The following is a 14,860-nucleotide window of genomic DNA, read 5'->3' as shown; positions in this document are numbered from 1 at the left end:
CGGCTCATTGCAGATTATCGTGCACAGATTCCTACCCGCACGGACCCTGCCATGAGCCAAGACCATCAAGCGTTAATCACGCGTTTTTACCAAGCGTTTGCACAGCTTGATGCGCAAGCGATGGGCGAGTGCTACACCGACGACGTAGTGTTCAGCGACCCGGTCTTTGGCGAACTACGCGGTCACAACGCCACCGACATGTGGCGCATGCTGACCACGCGGGCCAAGGATTTCAGCCTGACCTTCGATCAGGTTCAGGCCGATGCGCAACGCGGCAGTGCACATTGGGTGGCGACGTATCTGTTCAGCCAGACCGGCAATACGGTGGTTAACGATATTCAGGCCCGGTTTGTTTTTCGCGACGGCAAAATTTGCGAGCACCATGACCACTTTGACCTGTGGCGCTGGTCGCGGCAGGCGCTGGGGGCCAAGGGCGTTTTGCTGGGCTGGACACCGCTGGTGAAAAACGCCATTCGCGCCCAAGCGAAAAAAGGCCTCAAAGCGTATCAAGCCGGACGTTAAATGTGAGTTCCAAACCCTGGTTTGTGTATTTGGTGCGTGCGGCCAATGGTTCGTTGTATTGCGGCATCAGCGATGACCCGGCGCGCCGCTTCGTGCAGCATCAGACCGGTAAAGGCGCGCGCTTTTTTGCCTCAAGCCCTGCGGTGGCCCTGGTCTATGTCGAATCGTGGCCAGACAAAGGCGAAGCCTTGCGTCAGGAGCGGCTGATTAAAAAGCTCAAGAAAAGCGCCAAAGAGTGCCTGGTGCAAAGCCAGTTGGCACTGTAAGAGCGAGCTTGTCTCGCGATCTTTTAAACGATCAAAAGATCGCGAGGCAAGCTCGCTCCTACAGATTTTTGGTTATTTCAACGCCGCGAGGATTGCGTCCGGGTTGAAGTCCCTGAGCAAGGTGCCATTGACGTCCAGAATCGGAATCCCGCGCCCGCCCAATGCTTCGTAGGTCTGGCGGGCGGCGACATCCTTGTCGATATCAAACTCTGTGTACGGGATGCCTTTCTGGTCCAGAAAGCGTCGCGTGGCCTTGCAGTAGCCGCACCACTCGGTGGCGTACAGCACCACCCGGGCGCTGGCCCGGGTGTGTTCCGGGACTACACCGGAGGGGTTTAGCACCCGCTCGATCTTGCCCCAGTTCTGAAAGACCACGACCACCACCAGCACAAACAGGACTTTCTTGAGGATGCCGTTCAACATCACTTGTTGCGCTTGAGCTGGTCGAGCAGTTGGGTCGGCAGGCCCTTGATAACGAGTGTGCCGGCTTCTTCATCGAATTCGACCTTGGAGCCCAGCAGGTGGGCTTCAAAGCTGATAGACAAGCCCTCAGCGCGCCCGGTGAAGCGGCGGAACTGGTTAAGGGTGCGTTTGTCTGCCGGAATTTCCGGCGACAGGCCGTAGTCCTTGTTGCGGATGTGGTCGTAAAACGCCTTTGGGCGCTCTTCGTCGATCAACTCCGACAACTCTTCGAGGCCCATCGGTTCACCGATTTTGGCCTGGCTGCTGGCGTAGTCCACCAGGGTCTTGGTTTTTTCACGGGCAGACTCTTCGGGCAGGTCTTCGCTTTCAACGAAATCACTGAACGCCTTGAGCAGCGTGCGGGTTTCGCCGGGGCCGTCGACGCCTTCCTGGCAACCGATAAAGTCGCGGAAATACTCAGAGACCTTTTTGCCGTTTTTGCCTTTGATAAAAGAAATGTACTGCTTGGACTGTTTGTTGTTCTGCCACTCGGAAATATTGATCCGTGCCGCCAGGTGCAACTGGCCCAGGTCCAGGTGACGTGACGGGGTCACGTCCAGTTCCGAGTTCACCGCCACGCCGTCGCTGTGGTGCAACAGGGCGATGGCCAGGTAGTCGGTCATGCCTTGCTGGTAATGGGCAAACAGCACGTGGCCGCCCACTGACAGGTTGGATTCTTCCATCAGCTTTTGCAGGTGCTCGACGGCCACACGGCTAAACGCGGTGAAGTCCTGACCGCCCTCCATGTACTCCTTGAGCCAGCCGCTGAACGGATGCGCCCCGGATTCAGCATGAAAAAAGCCCCAGGCTTTGCCTTGCTTGGCGTTATAGCTTTCGTTGAGGTCTGCGAGCATGTTCTCGATGGCCTGGGACTCGGCCAATTCAGAGTCGCGGGCGTGGAGAACAGCGGGCGTACCGTCGGGTTTTTTCTCAATCAAATGAACGATGCAATGACGGATCGGCATGGGCTTCTCGGCGAATAATGAGCGGGGAGGGCATGCGCCCGGAAAGGCGCTAAGTGTACCGCACCTGAGCCACTGGGCAGCCTTCGTACCGCCTTTAGGGAGGGGATGGACGGTGTAGAGCGGTTTTTTTACGCTTTTAAGGCGATAAAGCTGACCAAATGGCGAGGTAGAGGCGGATATTTAACCGTCTCTGTGCTAGTTTTGCCCGGTCTTGCGCTGTGTAACGGCGCAAAGCATGCATTCAGCCTGTGTCAGGTCGAACCAAACTCCGTTTTAGCACTCTACATCCGCGATTCGTCGTGAAAGCAAACGGGCGTGCCAGACCCTCGATTTCTGGCTCGATAGCTGACCTTGCACTTTGCAAACCAAATGAATTTGATAGGGAAGGAACATCTCAATGGCTATTACTAAAGACCAACTGATCGCTGATCTGGCTGAAGCTGTAGACGCACCGAAAACTACCGTGCGTGCTCTGCTGGACCAACTGGGTCAAATCGTTGCTGATCAGCTGGAAAATGGCGGCGAAATCACTCTGCCAGGTATTGGCAAACTGAAAGTGACCGAGCGTCCTGCCCGTACTGGCCGTAACCCTTCGACTGGCGCTGCCATCGAAATCGCTGCCAAGAAAGTTATCAAGCTCGTTGTGGCTAAAGGCCTGACTGACGCTGTTAACAAGTAAGAACGCATTAAAAAACCGCGCTTGGGAGTGATCCCAAGCGCGGTTTTTTTATGGGCGAAAATCCTGTGTAGGAGCGAGCTTGCCTCGCGATCTTTTAGAAGATCAAAAGATCGCGAGGCAAGCTCGCTCCTACAGTGGGGAAAGGCTTACTTCCAGTTCTTCTCGCGCCACACTTGCTGCTGGTCTTTGTCGTGGAAGGTCCAGGCTACAAAGCGGCTTTGCTTGTTGCCTTGGGACATTTCAACCACCTGGCTTTCACGCGCGCCGGCTTTTTTCAGCGCGGTCTGAACCGCTGGCAGGTTCGAAGCCTTGGACACCAGCACGCTGAACCACAGCACCTGACGGCCCACGTGCACGCTTTCGCGGATCAGTTGGGTCACAAAGCGTTGCTCGCCACCTTCGCACCACAATTCAGCAGCCTGGCCACCAAAGTTCAGCACTGGCAGTTTGCGCTTGGGGTCTGCCTTGCCCAGTGCTCGCCATTTACGCTCGCTGCCACGCGTGGCTTCGTCCAGCGAGGCGTGGAACGGCGGGTTGCACATGGTCAGGTCGAAACGCTCGTTGCTGTCCAGAAGGTCCAGCAGGATCTTCTGCGGATCTGGCTGCAGGCGCAGGCTGATGGCTTTGTTCAGGCTGTTGGACTGCACAATCGCCTTGGCGGTCTTGACCGCCGTGGCATCAACGTCGGTGCCGAGGAACTGCCAGCGATATTCGCAGTGGCCGATCAGCGGGTAGACGCAGTTGGCGCCGGTGCCGATGTCCAGTACGCGCACATTGGCGCCCTGCGGGATCTGGCCATCGTTGACGCTGGCCAGCAAGTCCGCGAGAAAGTGCACGTAATCGGCGCGGCCCGGCACCGGAGGGCACAGGTAGTCAGCGGGAATGTCCCAGTGGGCAATGCCGTAGAAGGACTTGAGCAACGCACGGTTGAACACCCGCACTGCGCTCGGGTTGGCGAAGTCGATGCTCTCTTTGCCGTACGGGTTGATGATCACAAACGCGCCCAGTTCCGGGCAGATCTTGATCAGTTGCGCAAAGTCGTAGTGGCCCTGGTGGCGGTTGCGCGGGTGCAGGCTGGGCTTTACCCGAGGTGCAGCCGGTTTGTTCTCACCCGTAGCCTTGGGCTTGTGGCGTGTGGCTTTGGAGGTGCGTGGGGTGGTCATGTTCATTGGGTTCCACAAAAGCAATCGCGGGCAAGGCCGCCCCGGCAGGGGTTAACCCTGCGGGAGCGTCCTTGCCCGCGATCAGGTGCGCAGCGCTGTTACAGGCTGGAAATCCGCGCGTGCTGGTCCGCCAACTTGCTCAAGGCTTGTTCAGCCTCGGCCAATTTGGCGCGTTCCTTGTCAATGACTTCGGCCGGAGCCTTGTCAACGAAGGCCGCATTCGACAGTTTTCCGCCAACGCGGGCCACTTCGCCGTGCAAGCGCTGGATTTCTTTGTCCAGGCGCGCCAGCTCGGCATCTTTGTCGATCAGGCCGGCCATCGGCACCAGCACTTCCATCTCGCCCACCAACGCGGTGGCAGACAGAGGCGCTTCGGCACCGTCTTGCAGTACGGTGATCGACTCGAGTTTAGCCAGCTTTTTCAGCAAGGCGTCGTTCTCGGTCAAACGGCGCTGGTCTTCACTGCTGACGTTTTTCAGGTACAGCTGTAGCGGTTTGCCCGGGCCGATGTTCATTTCGCCACGGATGTTACGCGTGCCGAGCATCAAGCCCTTGAGCCATTCGATGTCGTCTTCGGCAGCCTGGTCGATGCGAGCTTCGTTGGCCACTGGCCAAGGTTGCAGCATGATGGTTTTGCCTTGCGCGCCCGCCAGCGGCGCGATGCGCTGCCAGATTTCTTCCGTGATGAACGGCATGAACGGGTGCGCCAGACGCAAGGCCACTTCCAGAACCCGAACCAGCGTACGGCGAGTGCCGCGCTGACGCTCAACCGGGGCGTTTTCGTCCCACAGCACAGGCTTGGAGAGTTCTAGGTACCAGTCGCAATACTGGTTCCAGATGAACTCGTACAAGGCTTGTGCGGCCAGGTCGAAACGGAACTGGTCGAGGTGACGGGTCACTTCGGCTTCGGTGCGCTGCAACTGCGAGATGATCCAGCGGTCAGCCAGCGACAGTTCGTAGGCTTCGCCGTTCTGGCCGCAGTCTTCGCCCTTGTCCAGCACGTAACGTGCGGCGTTCCAGATCTTGTTGCAGAAGTTGCGATAGCCTTCAACGCGGCCCATGTCGAACTTGATGTCGCGACCGGTGGAGGCCAGCGAGCAGAACGTGAAGCGCAGGGCGTCGGTACCGTAGCTGGCGATGCCGTCAGCGAACTCGTCACGGGTCTGCTTCTCGATCTTCTTCAGCAGTTTTGGCTGCATCAGGCCGGTGGTGCGCTTGGCCACCAGGTCTTCGAGAGCGATACCGTCGATGATGTCCAGCGGGTCCAGTACGTTGCCTTTGGACTTGGACATCTTCTGGCCCTGACCGTCACGGACCAGGCCGTGTACATACACGGTCTTGAACGGAACTTGCGGGGTGCCGTCTTCGTTCTTCACCAAATGCATGGTGAGCATGATCATCCGGGCAACCCAGAAGAAAATGATGTCGAAGCCGGTGACCAGCACGTCGGTCGGGTGGAAGGTTTTCAGGAAATCGGTCTGCTCAGGCCAGCCCAGGGTGGAGAACGTCCACAGGCCCGAACTGAACCAAGTGTCGAGTACGTCGTTGTCCTGTTGCAGCGCAACGTCCGGGCCGAGGTTGTGCTTGGCACGCACTTCGGCTTCGTCGCGGCCTACGTAGACTTTGCCCGACTCGTCGTACCAGGCCGGGATCCGGTGGCCCCACCACAGCTGACGGCTGATGCACCAGTCCTGGATGTCACGCATCCAAGAGAAGTACATGTTTTCGTACTGTTTAGGCACGAACGCGATGCGCCCGTCTTCAACCGCGGCGATAGCAGGTTCTGCCAATGGCTTGGTCGATACATACCACTGGTCGGTCAGCCACGGTTCGATCACGGTGCCCGAGCGGTCGCCTTTCGGCACTTTCAGGGCGTGGTCGTCGACGCTGACCAGCAGGCCGGCTTCGTCGAAGTCGGCAACGATTTGCTTACGCGCCTCGAAACGGTCCAGGCCAACGTATTTGGCTGGCAGGGTGCCGTCGATGGAGTCGTTCAGCGTGCCGTCGAGGTTGAACACTTGAACGGCAGGCAGAACGGCTGCGTTTTTGTCGAAGATGTTCAGCAGCGGCAGGTTGTGGCGCTTGCCGACTTCATAGTCGTTGAAGTCGTGGGCCGGGGTGATTTTCACGCAGCCGGTGCCGAACTCTGGATCGCAGTAGTCGTCGGCGATGATCGGTATGCGGCGCCCAACCAGGGGCAGCTCAACGAATTTACCGATCAGGGCTTTATAGCGTTCGTCTTCCGGGTTTACCGCAACAGCCGAGTCACCGAGCATGGTTTCCGGGCGGGTAGTGGCGACGACCAGGTAGTCCAGGCCTTCTGCGGTCTTGGCGCCGTCAGCCAGCGGGTAGCGCAGGTTCCACAGGAAGCCTTTCTCGTCGTGGTTTTCCACTTCAAGGTCGGAGATCGCCGTGTGCAGCTTGGTGTCCCAGTTAACCAGGCGCTTGCCGCGATAGATCAGGCCGTCTTCGTGCAAGCGTACAAAGGCTTCTTTCACCGCTTCTGACAGGCCGTCGTCCATGGTGAAACGCTCGCGGCTCCAGTCTACGGACGAGCCCAGGCGACGGATCTGACGGCTGATGTTGCCACCAGACTGATCTTTCCATTCCCAGACTTTTTCCAGGAACTTCTCGCGGCCCAGGTCGTGGCGGTTCAGACCTTGTGCTTCGATCTGACGCTCAACCAGCATCTGGGTTGCGATACCCGCGTGGTCGGTGCCCGGCTGCCACAAGGTGTTGCGACCTTGCATACGGCGGAAACGGATAAGGGCGTCCATGATCGCGTTATTAAAACCGTGACCCATGTGCAGGCTGCCGGTGACGTTCGGCGGCGGGATCATGATGGTGTACGGGTCGCCCGCGCCTTGCGGGGCAAAATAATTCTCTTCTTCCCAGGTTTTGTACCAGGAAGTTTCAATGGCGTGCGGCTGGTAGGTCTTATCCATGCGCGGCGGGACCCTATTGGCATTAATTCAGGAAAGCCGGCAAGTATAGCGGGGCGGGACGCTGAGGGCGAGGTGTGCGCTGCATGAGGGCGAAACTACGTAGGAGCGAGCTTGCCTCGCGATCTGTTGATCTTGATCTGGCTTTAGATCTTGATCTAAGAAGCCCCGTTAAACCACGCTGTCCGAACGCAGGTTTTGCGCAGAGGGCCCACGGAGTAAGGCCTGTGGTGAGGGCATGCCGAGCCACAGCTAGGCACCGAGGGGTTGGGGCAAAAAGCGTTTGGCCACTTTGCGCTTTTCAAAGTGGCACGGCGTAAGGCCGGAACCCTAAGGGGCCGTTACCGCAGCAACGGATATGTACATAAAAGCAAAAAGCCCCTCACCCTAGCCCTCTCCCGGAGGGAGAGGGGACTGATTGGGGGATGCTGAAGATACTTGGTGGCCTGTTTGCTGCGCGACAGCGCGGCGTCGAAGACGGGGCGGCAGCTCCTATCAAACACAAAATAAGTGATTGATTCTAAAGGCCCTGTAGGAGCGAGCTTGCTCGCGATCTTTTGATTTAGATCTTGCTTTTGATCTTGATCTAAAAGGCCCCATTAAACCACGCTGGCCGAACGCAGGTTTTGCGCAGTGGGTAACCCGGCAGGACGCCGGGTTAGCCGCGACACGGCCATGGATGGCCGATCGCGGCGGGCCTACGGAGCAAGGCCTGTGGTGAGGGCATGCCGAGCCAAAGCGAGGCACCGAGGGGTAGGGGCAAAAGCGTTTTGGTTACTTTGCCGCTTTTGCAAAGTGACGCGGCGTAAGGCCGGAACCCTAAGTGGCCGTTGCCGCAGCAACGGATATGTACTCAAGTCAAGAGCCCCCTCACCCTCACCCTAGCCCTCTCCCTAAGGAGAGGGAACTGATTGGGGGATGCTGAAGATATTCGGTGGCCTGTTTGCTGCGCGACAGCGCGGCGTCGAAGACGGGGCGGCCACTCCTGCGGGATTTGCGTGTGCCGTCAGTTCTGATGTTGCGCCAACAGGCGCTCCATGTGCGCATCGAGGCGGCGTTTGATTTCGGTTTCGATGTGCGGGGCGAAGTCGTTGATGACCTCGTGCATGATCGCCTGCGCCGCCGTGCGCAGTTCTTTGTCCAGGTGCACGAGCAATGCGTCCGGGGCTTTTTCGGCCTTGGGGGCCTCAGCGATGCCGACCAACGGTATTTGCGCCGATTCAGGCTCCGGGTCTGGCTCGGGGGCGACCGTGTCGTCGATGACATCCGACAGCAACGGAATTTGCTCGCCGCCATGACCGACCATTTCCGTCAGCAGCGGCGGTTGCAAACCGTCATCGCCCAGCAACTGGCGAATGGATTCAAGATCGTCGAGCAGGTGTGCAGCTTTTTTCGGCGAATTGGAGGTGTCCATCGTGTGCTCAGAGTCGTTGTAGCTTGTGGTCTTGCAGAGGATAGCCGTGTTCACGGTAGAAGCGAAAACTCTCCCGTGCAGCCAGGCGAACTGCGGGGTCTTCGACCACGACTTCAGCGACGCGGGCGAAACGTTTGAAGAATTCAGGGACTTTGAGGTCCAGGTTGATCAATAAATCCTGATGGCTGGCGGGGGCTTCGCTGAGGCCCATGACAATCGTGCCGTCAGGTTGGTCTTCGGTGTTGCTGTGGGGTACGAAGCTTTCGCCCTTGAAGCGCCACAGACGCTCGTCCAGGTCCTGACGTTGAGCGCTATCGCTGCAATGCAGGTACACCCGGTGGCCGAGGCGCCAGGCTTTTTCAGTGAGTTTGCAGGCAAAGTCCAGCCGCGCTGAAGGTTCGGCGCTGGGCAGGATATAAAAGTCGACCTTGGTCAGCTCTGTATCGGGTTCTGAGGTCATTGCGGTTCCTGAATCGGGGTTGCGCCGCCATCAGGCGGCGCAACCGTCGATTGTCAGCTTCAAGCGTTGGCGCGATCCAGCAGGTATTGCGTCAGCAAAGGCACAGGGCGGCCGCTGGCGCCTTTGTCCTTGCCGCCGCTGACCCATGCGGTGCCAGCGATGTCCAGGTGAGCCCAGTGGTAGGCCTTGGCAAAGCGCGACAGGAAGCAGCCCGCGGTGATGGCGCCGCCTTTAGGGCCGCCAATGTTGGCCATGTCGGCAAACGGGCTGTCCAGTTGCTCTTGGTATTCGTCGAACAGCGGCAGTTGCCAGGCGCGGTCGTCGGCTTGTTTGCCGGCTTCCAGCAATTGGCCGATCAGTTCGTCGCTGTTGCCCATCAGGCCCGAGGTGTGAGCACCCAAGGCCACCATGCACGCGCCGGTCAGGGTGGCGATATCGATCACCGCTTGCGGCTTGAAGCGTTCGGCGTAGGTCAGGGCGTCGCACAGCACCAGACGGCCTTCGGCGTCGGTGTTTAGGATTTCAACGGTCTGGCCGCTCATGGTCGTCACGATGTCGCCCGGACGTGCAGCGCCGCCGCTTGGCATGTTTTCGGCGCAGGCCAGGATGCACACCAGGTTGATCGGCAGTTTCAGCTCAAGCACGGCACGCAGGGTACCGAACACGCTGGCAGCGCCGCCCATGTCGTACTTCATTTCGTCCATGCCCGCACCCGGCTTGAGGCTGATGCCGCCGGTGTCGAACGTGATGCCTTTGCCGACCAGCACAAAAGGCTTCTCGGATTTTTTGCCGCCTGCGTAGTTCATCACGATCAGGCGTGGCGGCTGGTCGCTGCCCTGTCCGACCGCATAGAACGCGCCCATGCCCAGATCCTTGATTTTTTTCTCGTCAAGGATCTCGACTTTCAGGCCCTTGAATTCTTTGCCCAGGTCCTTGGCTTGTTCGGCCAGGAAAATCGGGTGGCAAATGTTCGGTGGCAGGTTGCCCAGGTCGCGGGTGAACGACATGCCGCTGGCAATGGCCTGCGCGTGGGTGACTGCGCGCTGCACTTCAGCCTGTGCGGCCTTGATGGTCAGCAGGGTGATTTTTTTCAGGGCGCGGGGTTCGGCTTTCTGGCTTTTGAAGCGGTCGAAGGTGTATTCGCCGTCGAGCAGGGTTTCGGCCAGCAGGCGAGTTTTGCTGTAGCTGTCACGGCCCTTGACCACCAGTTCGTCGAGTGCGAACACCGCGTCGCTGCCGCCCAGGCCTTTAAGGACGCTCAGCGCGCCGCTGATGATTTTGCGAAAAGGGCGGTCGCCCAGTGCTTCGTCTTTGCCTGTGCCCAGCAGCAATACGCGCTCGGCCTTGAGGTTTGGCAGGCTGTGAAGCAACAGGCTCTGGCCGGTTTTGCCGGCGATGTCGCCACGCTTTACCACGGCGCTGATGGCGCCACCGGTGAGTTCGTCGATGGCTTTAGCGGTAGGGCCGAGTTTGCGGCCTTCGCTGATGGCGACCACGAGAGTGGCCGTTTTCAACGTTTCTGGGCTGACGCTTTTTACAACCAGTTCCATGTCCGGGTCCCTGAATCAAATGGTCAACGTGCGCACAAACGGTGCGGTTCGCGTGCTTGAAAGATACAGCGCTTCACCTGTGCTTCAGGCGGGCGTCAAGGCAGGCAGTTTGAACCTCGTCGGCCGCGCCTGACAACCCTCGAATGCTGCCAAATCAGCGCTTTAAAGCCTTGGCTGAGCATGCGCAGTGACAGGCGCGGCCATTCACAGGATAATGCGCCATCTTTTTAAACGACTAGGCTCATCTACATGAGCTAGTGTCGATTCGCTATGCCGCTTGTTTGGCCGCCTTAGCCTGACGACCCCTGGAGTGTCTGGTTTGATCGTCTTCCGTTATCTATCCCGCGAAGTCCTGCTTACATTGAGCGCTGTCAGCGCTGTGCTGCTGGTCATCATCATGAGCGGTCGCTTCATTAAATACCTGGCCCAGGCTGCCTCGGGCGCCATGGACCCCAGCTCGCTGTTCTTGATCATGGGCGTTCGCTTGCCCGGCTTCTTGCAACTGATCTTGCCGCTGGGCCTGTTTCTGGGCTTTCTTCTGGCTTACGGGCGCATGTACCTCGAAAGCGAGATGACGGTCCTGTCGGCCACCGGCATGAGCCAGCAACGTCTGTTGGCCATCAGCATGGTGCCGGCCACTATCGTGGCGCTGATCGTTGCCTGGTTGAGCTTGAGCCTGGCGCCTCAGGGCGCTACGCAGTTTCAATTGCTGCTCAACAAACAAGATGCCCTGACCGAGTTCGATACCCTGGAACCGGGCCGCTTTCAGACCCTGAACGATGGCTCCCGGGTGACCTACACCGAACAGCTGACCAATGACCGGACGAATCTGGGGGGCGTGTTTATCACCCAGAAGAACCTCGGTCAGGACGCCAAGGATCGCAGTATTTCCATTTTGGTCGCGCAAAAGGGCCGCCAGGAAGTGCGCCCGGATGGCAGCCGCTGGTTGATTCTAGATGACGGCTATCGTTATGACGGCAACCCTGGCTTGGCGGATTACCGCGCCATCAAATACGACACCTATGGCGTATTGCTTCCCAAGCCTGATGTCAGCAATGAAGTCACCGACCGCGATGCGATGCCTACCAGCAGCCTTATCGGCAACCCTGACGTAAAGGCGATTGCTGAGTTGCAGTGGCGTATTTCCATGCCGCTGCTGGTCTTTATCGTGACCCTCATTGCTGTTCCGCTGTCACGAGTCAACCCGCGCCAGGGCCGCTTCCTCAAGCTGTTGCCAGCCATCCTTCTCTATATGGGCTACGTGACCGCCTTGATTCTGGTCCGTGGCGCCCTCGAAAAAGGCAATATTTCACCCACGCTGGGCTTGTGGTGGGTGCACGGTCTGTTCTTGATCATTGGTCTGTTGTTGTTCTATTGGGAGCCGTTGCGCTTGAAATTGGCGACTCGTCGCAGCGCGAAGGAGCTGGCTCATGGTTAAGCTCGATCGCTACATTGGTAAAAGCGTGTTGCTGGCGATCCTCGCGGTGTCGGGGATCATCGTCGGCCTGGCGTCGCTGTTTGCCTTCATTGATGAGGTCAAGAACCTCTCCAGCTCTTACACCATGGCCGATGTTTTCAGCTTTGTGATGCTGACAGCGCCGCGTCGTCTTTACGACATGCTGCCGGTGGCGGCCCTGATCGGCTGCCTGATTGGCCTGGGCAGCCTGGCGAGCAACAGCGAGCTGACCATCATGCGGGCGGCGGGTGTGTCCACCGGTCGCATTGTCTGGGCGGTCATGAAGCCGATGCTGGTGTTGATGCTGGCCGGTATTCTGATTGGCGAGTACCTGGCACCCGCGACCGAGTCGGTGGCCCAGGCCAACAGGGCTCTGGCCCAGGGCAGCGGTGATGCCCAAAGCTCCAAGCATGGTATGTGGCACCGCGAGGGGGATGAGTTCATCCACATCAACGCGGTTCAGCCCGATGGCATGCTGCTGGGGGTGACACGTTATCGTTTCGATAAAGAACACCACCTGCTGTCTGCCAGTTTCGCCAAAAAAGCCAACTTCACGCAGGACCACTGGGAACTGAGTGATGTGGCGACTACGGTCTTCCACGAGCGCAACACTGAAGTCGTTAACACGCCTGAAGAGCGCTGGGACGTTTCCCTGAGCCCCGAGCTGCTTAATACCGTGGTCATGGCCCCGGATGCGCTGTCGATTTCCGGGTTGTGGGGCTATATCCACTATTTGAAAGACCAGGGTCTGAACAACGGCCGTTACTGGCTGGCGTTTTGGGTCAAGGTATTGCAGCCATTTGTCACGGCTGCGCTGGTATTGATGGCCATTTCTTTCATCTTCGGTCCTCTGCGTTCTGTTACTTTGGGGCAGCGCGTGTTTACCGGTGTATTGATCGGCTTTGCGTTCAAGATTGCGCAAGACCTGCTGGGGCCAGCCAGCCTGGTGTTTGGCTTCTCGCCGCTGTTCGCGGTGCTGTTGCCAGCCGGTATCTGTGCGCTGGCCGGTTTCTGGTTGTTGCGCAGGGCCGGTTGATCAATACCCCTTGGGTTGATCAAAAAGCCTCTATCACTTGATAGGGGCTTTTTTGTGAACGTGACGCTTGGCTCAGGGATCAGGTACAATTCCCGGCTATTTTTCGGCGGGCAGTCTGCCTGCGACTTTTTTTGAGTGTTGACCCGTGAGTGATTTGAGTCATATCCGCAATTTCTCCATCATCGCCCACATTGACCATGGCAAGTCGACGCTGGCCGATCGTTTCATTCAGATGTGCGGTGGTCTGACTGCCCGCGAAATGGAAGCCCAGGTACTGGACTCCATGGACCTGGAGCGTGAGCGTGGGATTACCATCAAGGCCCACAGCGTTACCCTGTACTACACGGCCAAAGACGGCATTACCTATCAGCTGAACTTCATTGACACCCCGGGCCACGTTGACTTCACCTACGAAGTCAGCCGGTCTCTGGCGGCCTGTGAAGGTGCGTTGCTGGTTGTCGACGCGGGTCAGGGCGTAGAAGCCCAGTCCGTTGCCAACTGCTACACCGCTATCGAGCAGGGTCTTGAGGTGATGCCGGTCTTGAACAAGATCGACCTGCCGCAGGCCGATCCTGACCGCGTGAAAGAAGAAATCGAAAAAATCATCGGCATCGATGCCACTGACGCCGTGACCTGCAGTGCCAAAACCGGCCTGGGCGTCGACGAAGTGCTTGAGCGCCTGGTGCACACCATTCCTGCGCCTACCGGCAATATCGAAGATCCGCTGCAAGCGTTGATCATCGACTCCTGGTTCGACAACTACCTGGGTGTTGTGTCCCTGGTACGCGTGCGCCACGGCCGCGTGAAGAAGGGTGACAAAATCCTGGTTAAATCCACCGGCAAGGTCCACCTGGTGGACAGCGTCGGTGTGTTCAACCCGAAACACACTGCCACTGCCGACCTCAAGGCCGGTGAAGTGGGCTTCATCATCGCCGGTATCAAGGACATTCACGGTGCGCCGGTAGGTGACACCCTGACCCTGAGTACAACCCCTGATGTTGAAGTGCTGCCAGGTTTCAAACGCATTCAGCCGCAGGTGTACGCGGGCCTGTTCCCGGTCAGCTCCGATGACTTCGAAGACTTCCGTGATGCGTTGCAGAAGCTGACGCTCAACGACTCGTCGCTGCAATACACGCCAGAAAGCTCTGACGCACTGGGCTTCGGCTTCCGTTGCGGCTTCCTGGGCATGCTGCACATGGAAATCATTCAGGAGCGCCTGGAGCGCGAATACGACCTGGACCTGATTACCACGGCGCCGACGGTAATTTTCGAGCTGCTGCTCAAGAACGGCGAAACGATTTACGTCGATAACCCGTCCAAGCTGCCAGACTTGTCTGCCATCGAGGACATGCGCGAGCCAATCGTGCGTGCCAACATTCTTGTGCCTCAAGAGCACCTGGGCAACGTCATAACCCTGTGTATCGAAAAACGTGGCGTTCAACACGACATGTTGTTCCTGGGTACTCAGGTACAAGTGACCTACGATTTGCCGATGAACGAAGTGGTTCTGGACTTCTTCGACCGTCTCAAATCCACCAGTCGCGGCTATGCTTCGCTCGATTACCATTTCGACCGTTACCAGTCGGCTAATCTGGTGAAGCTGGATGTATTGATCAACGGCGAAAAAGTCGATGCCCTGGCATTGATCGTTCACCGTGACAACGCCCACTACAAAGGGCGTGCGCTAACCGAAAAAATGAAAGAACTGATTCCGCGTCAGATGTTCGATGTTGCAATCCAGGCCGCGATTGGCGGGCAGATTGTGGCGCGAACCACTGTCAAGGCTCTCAGAAAGAACGTACTGGCCAAATGCTACGGTGGTGACGTTAGCCGTAAGCGCAAGCTGTTGGAAAAGCAAAAGGCCGGTAAAAAACGCATGAAGCAAGTGGGTAACGTGGAAATTCCACAAGAAGCCTTCCTTGCGGTGCTCAGGTTGGATAGCTAG

General features: G+C 58.2%; 13 protein-coding genes. 6 read left to right on the top strand and 7 right to left on the bottom strand.

Going from position 1 to position 14,860, the window contains the following annotated elements; translation table 11 throughout:
* Positions 1 to 51: 51 nt before the first annotated feature.
* Together ACJJU9_RS20080 and ACJJU9_RS20075 are read left to right on the top strand one after the other, a co-directional pair.
* Positions 52 to 522 carry a nuclear transport factor 2 family protein gene (locus ACJJU9_RS20080; protein ID WP_123749675.1) on the top strand — a complete coding sequence of 157 codons (471 nt, stop codon included), beginning with the start codon at positions 52 to 54 and terminating at the stop codon, positions 520 to 522.
* A 2-nt stretch (positions 523 to 524) separates the two neighbouring features.
* Positions 525 to 788 (top strand): GIY-YIG nuclease family protein, encoded by a 264-nt coding sequence (locus tag ACJJU9_RS20075; RefSeq protein WP_048368214.1) that lies wholly within the window; start codon positions 525 to 527, stop codon positions 786 to 788.
* A 72-nt stretch (positions 789 to 860) separates the two neighbouring features.
* Here the strand turns inward: ACJJU9_RS20075 and ACJJU9_RS20070 are convergent, their stop codons facing one another.
* Positions 861 to 1,211, bottom strand: coding sequence for a glutaredoxin family protein (locus ACJJU9_RS20070; RefSeq protein ID WP_407729370.1), 351 nt, complete (start codon positions 1,209 to 1,211; stop codon positions 861 to 863).
* Positions 1,211 to 2,215 carry a nucleoid-associated protein YejK gene (yejK, locus tag ACJJU9_RS20065; protein ID WP_048368212.1) on the bottom strand — a complete coding sequence of 335 codons (1,005 nt, stop codon included), beginning with the start codon at positions 2,213 to 2,215 and terminating at the stop codon, positions 1,211 to 1,213. Before yejK ends, ACJJU9_RS20070 begins: the two co-directional genes overlap by 1 nt.
* Before the next feature lie 397 nt (positions 2,216 to 2,612).
* On the opposite strand from yejK, the gene ACJJU9_RS20060 reads away from it, so the two are divergent.
* The gene (locus tag ACJJU9_RS20060; protein ID WP_019412143.1) at positions 2,613 to 2,894 is read left to right on the top strand and encodes an HU family DNA-binding protein; all 282 of its coding nucleotides are present in this window, start codon (positions 2,613 to 2,615) and stop codon (positions 2,892 to 2,894) included.
* Positions 2,895 to 3,040: 146 nt separating this feature from the next.
* On the opposite strand, the gene rlmF is transcribed toward ACJJU9_RS20060, so the two are convergent.
* The 5 genes from rlmF to ACJJU9_RS20035 form a co-directional block, all read right to left on the bottom strand.
* Positions 3,041 to 4,057 (bottom strand): 23S rRNA (adenine(1618)-N(6))-methyltransferase RlmF, encoded by a 1,017-nt coding sequence (rlmF, locus tag ACJJU9_RS20055; protein ID WP_123750133.1) that lies wholly within the window; start codon positions 4,055 to 4,057, stop codon positions 3,041 to 3,043.
* Between the two features lie 98 nt (positions 4,058 to 4,155).
* A complete protein-coding gene (locus ACJJU9_RS20050; protein WP_048389763.1) occupies positions 4,156 to 7,002 on the bottom strand; it encodes a valine--tRNA ligase in 2,847 nt (948 codons plus the stop codon).
* Positions 7,003 to 8,005: 1,003 nt separating this feature from the next.
* Positions 8,006 to 8,413, bottom strand: coding sequence for a DNA polymerase III subunit chi (locus ACJJU9_RS20045; RefSeq protein WP_153373933.1), 408 nt, complete (start codon positions 8,411 to 8,413; stop codon positions 8,006 to 8,008).
* A 7-nt stretch (positions 8,414 to 8,420) separates the two neighbouring features.
* Positions 8,421 to 8,849, bottom strand: a complete 429-nt coding sequence (locus ACJJU9_RS20040; RefSeq protein WP_048389811.1) for a DNA polymerase III subunit chi — start codon at positions 8,847 to 8,849, stop codon at positions 8,421 to 8,423.
* 83 nt (positions 8,850 to 8,932) lie between these two features.
* Complete coding sequence (locus tag ACJJU9_RS20035; RefSeq protein ID WP_407729369.1) at positions 8,933 to 10,423, bottom strand: leucyl aminopeptidase; 1,491 nt, start codon at positions 10,421 to 10,423, stop codon at positions 8,933 to 8,935.
* A gap of 319 nt (positions 10,424 to 10,742) precedes the next feature.
* Here ACJJU9_RS20035 and lptF point away from each other — a divergent pair, with 319 nt between their 5' ends.
* The 3 genes from lptF to lepA all read left to right on the top strand — a co-directional run bounded on the left by lptF (position 10,743) and on the right by lepA (position 14,860).
* Entirely contained in the window at positions 10,743 to 11,861 is a 1,119-nt protein-coding gene (lptF, locus tag ACJJU9_RS20030; RefSeq protein ID WP_048368203.1) for an LPS export ABC transporter permease LptF, read from the top strand.
* Positions 11,854 to 12,915: an LPS export ABC transporter permease LptG gene (gene lptG, locus ACJJU9_RS20025; RefSeq protein WP_123749679.1), complete on the top strand. Its 1,062-nt coding sequence runs from the start codon at positions 11,854 to 11,856 to the stop codon at positions 12,913 to 12,915. Before lptF ends, lptG begins: the two co-directional genes overlap by 8 nt.
* A 145-nt stretch (positions 12,916 to 13,060) precedes the next feature.
* The gene (gene lepA / locus ACJJU9_RS20020; protein WP_048368201.1) at positions 13,061 to 14,860 is read left to right on the top strand and encodes a translation elongation factor 4; all 1,800 of its coding nucleotides are present in this window, start codon (positions 13,061 to 13,063) and stop codon (positions 14,858 to 14,860) included.

The sequence above is a fragment of the Pseudomonas helleri genome, from assembly GCF_045830615.1.
Classification (GTDB): domain Bacteria; phylum Pseudomonadota; class Gammaproteobacteria; order Pseudomonadales; family Pseudomonadaceae; genus Aquipseudomonas; species Aquipseudomonas helleri.
Note: the sequence above shows the minus strand (reverse complement) of the source record. Positions and strands in the feature narration are given on the sequence as shown.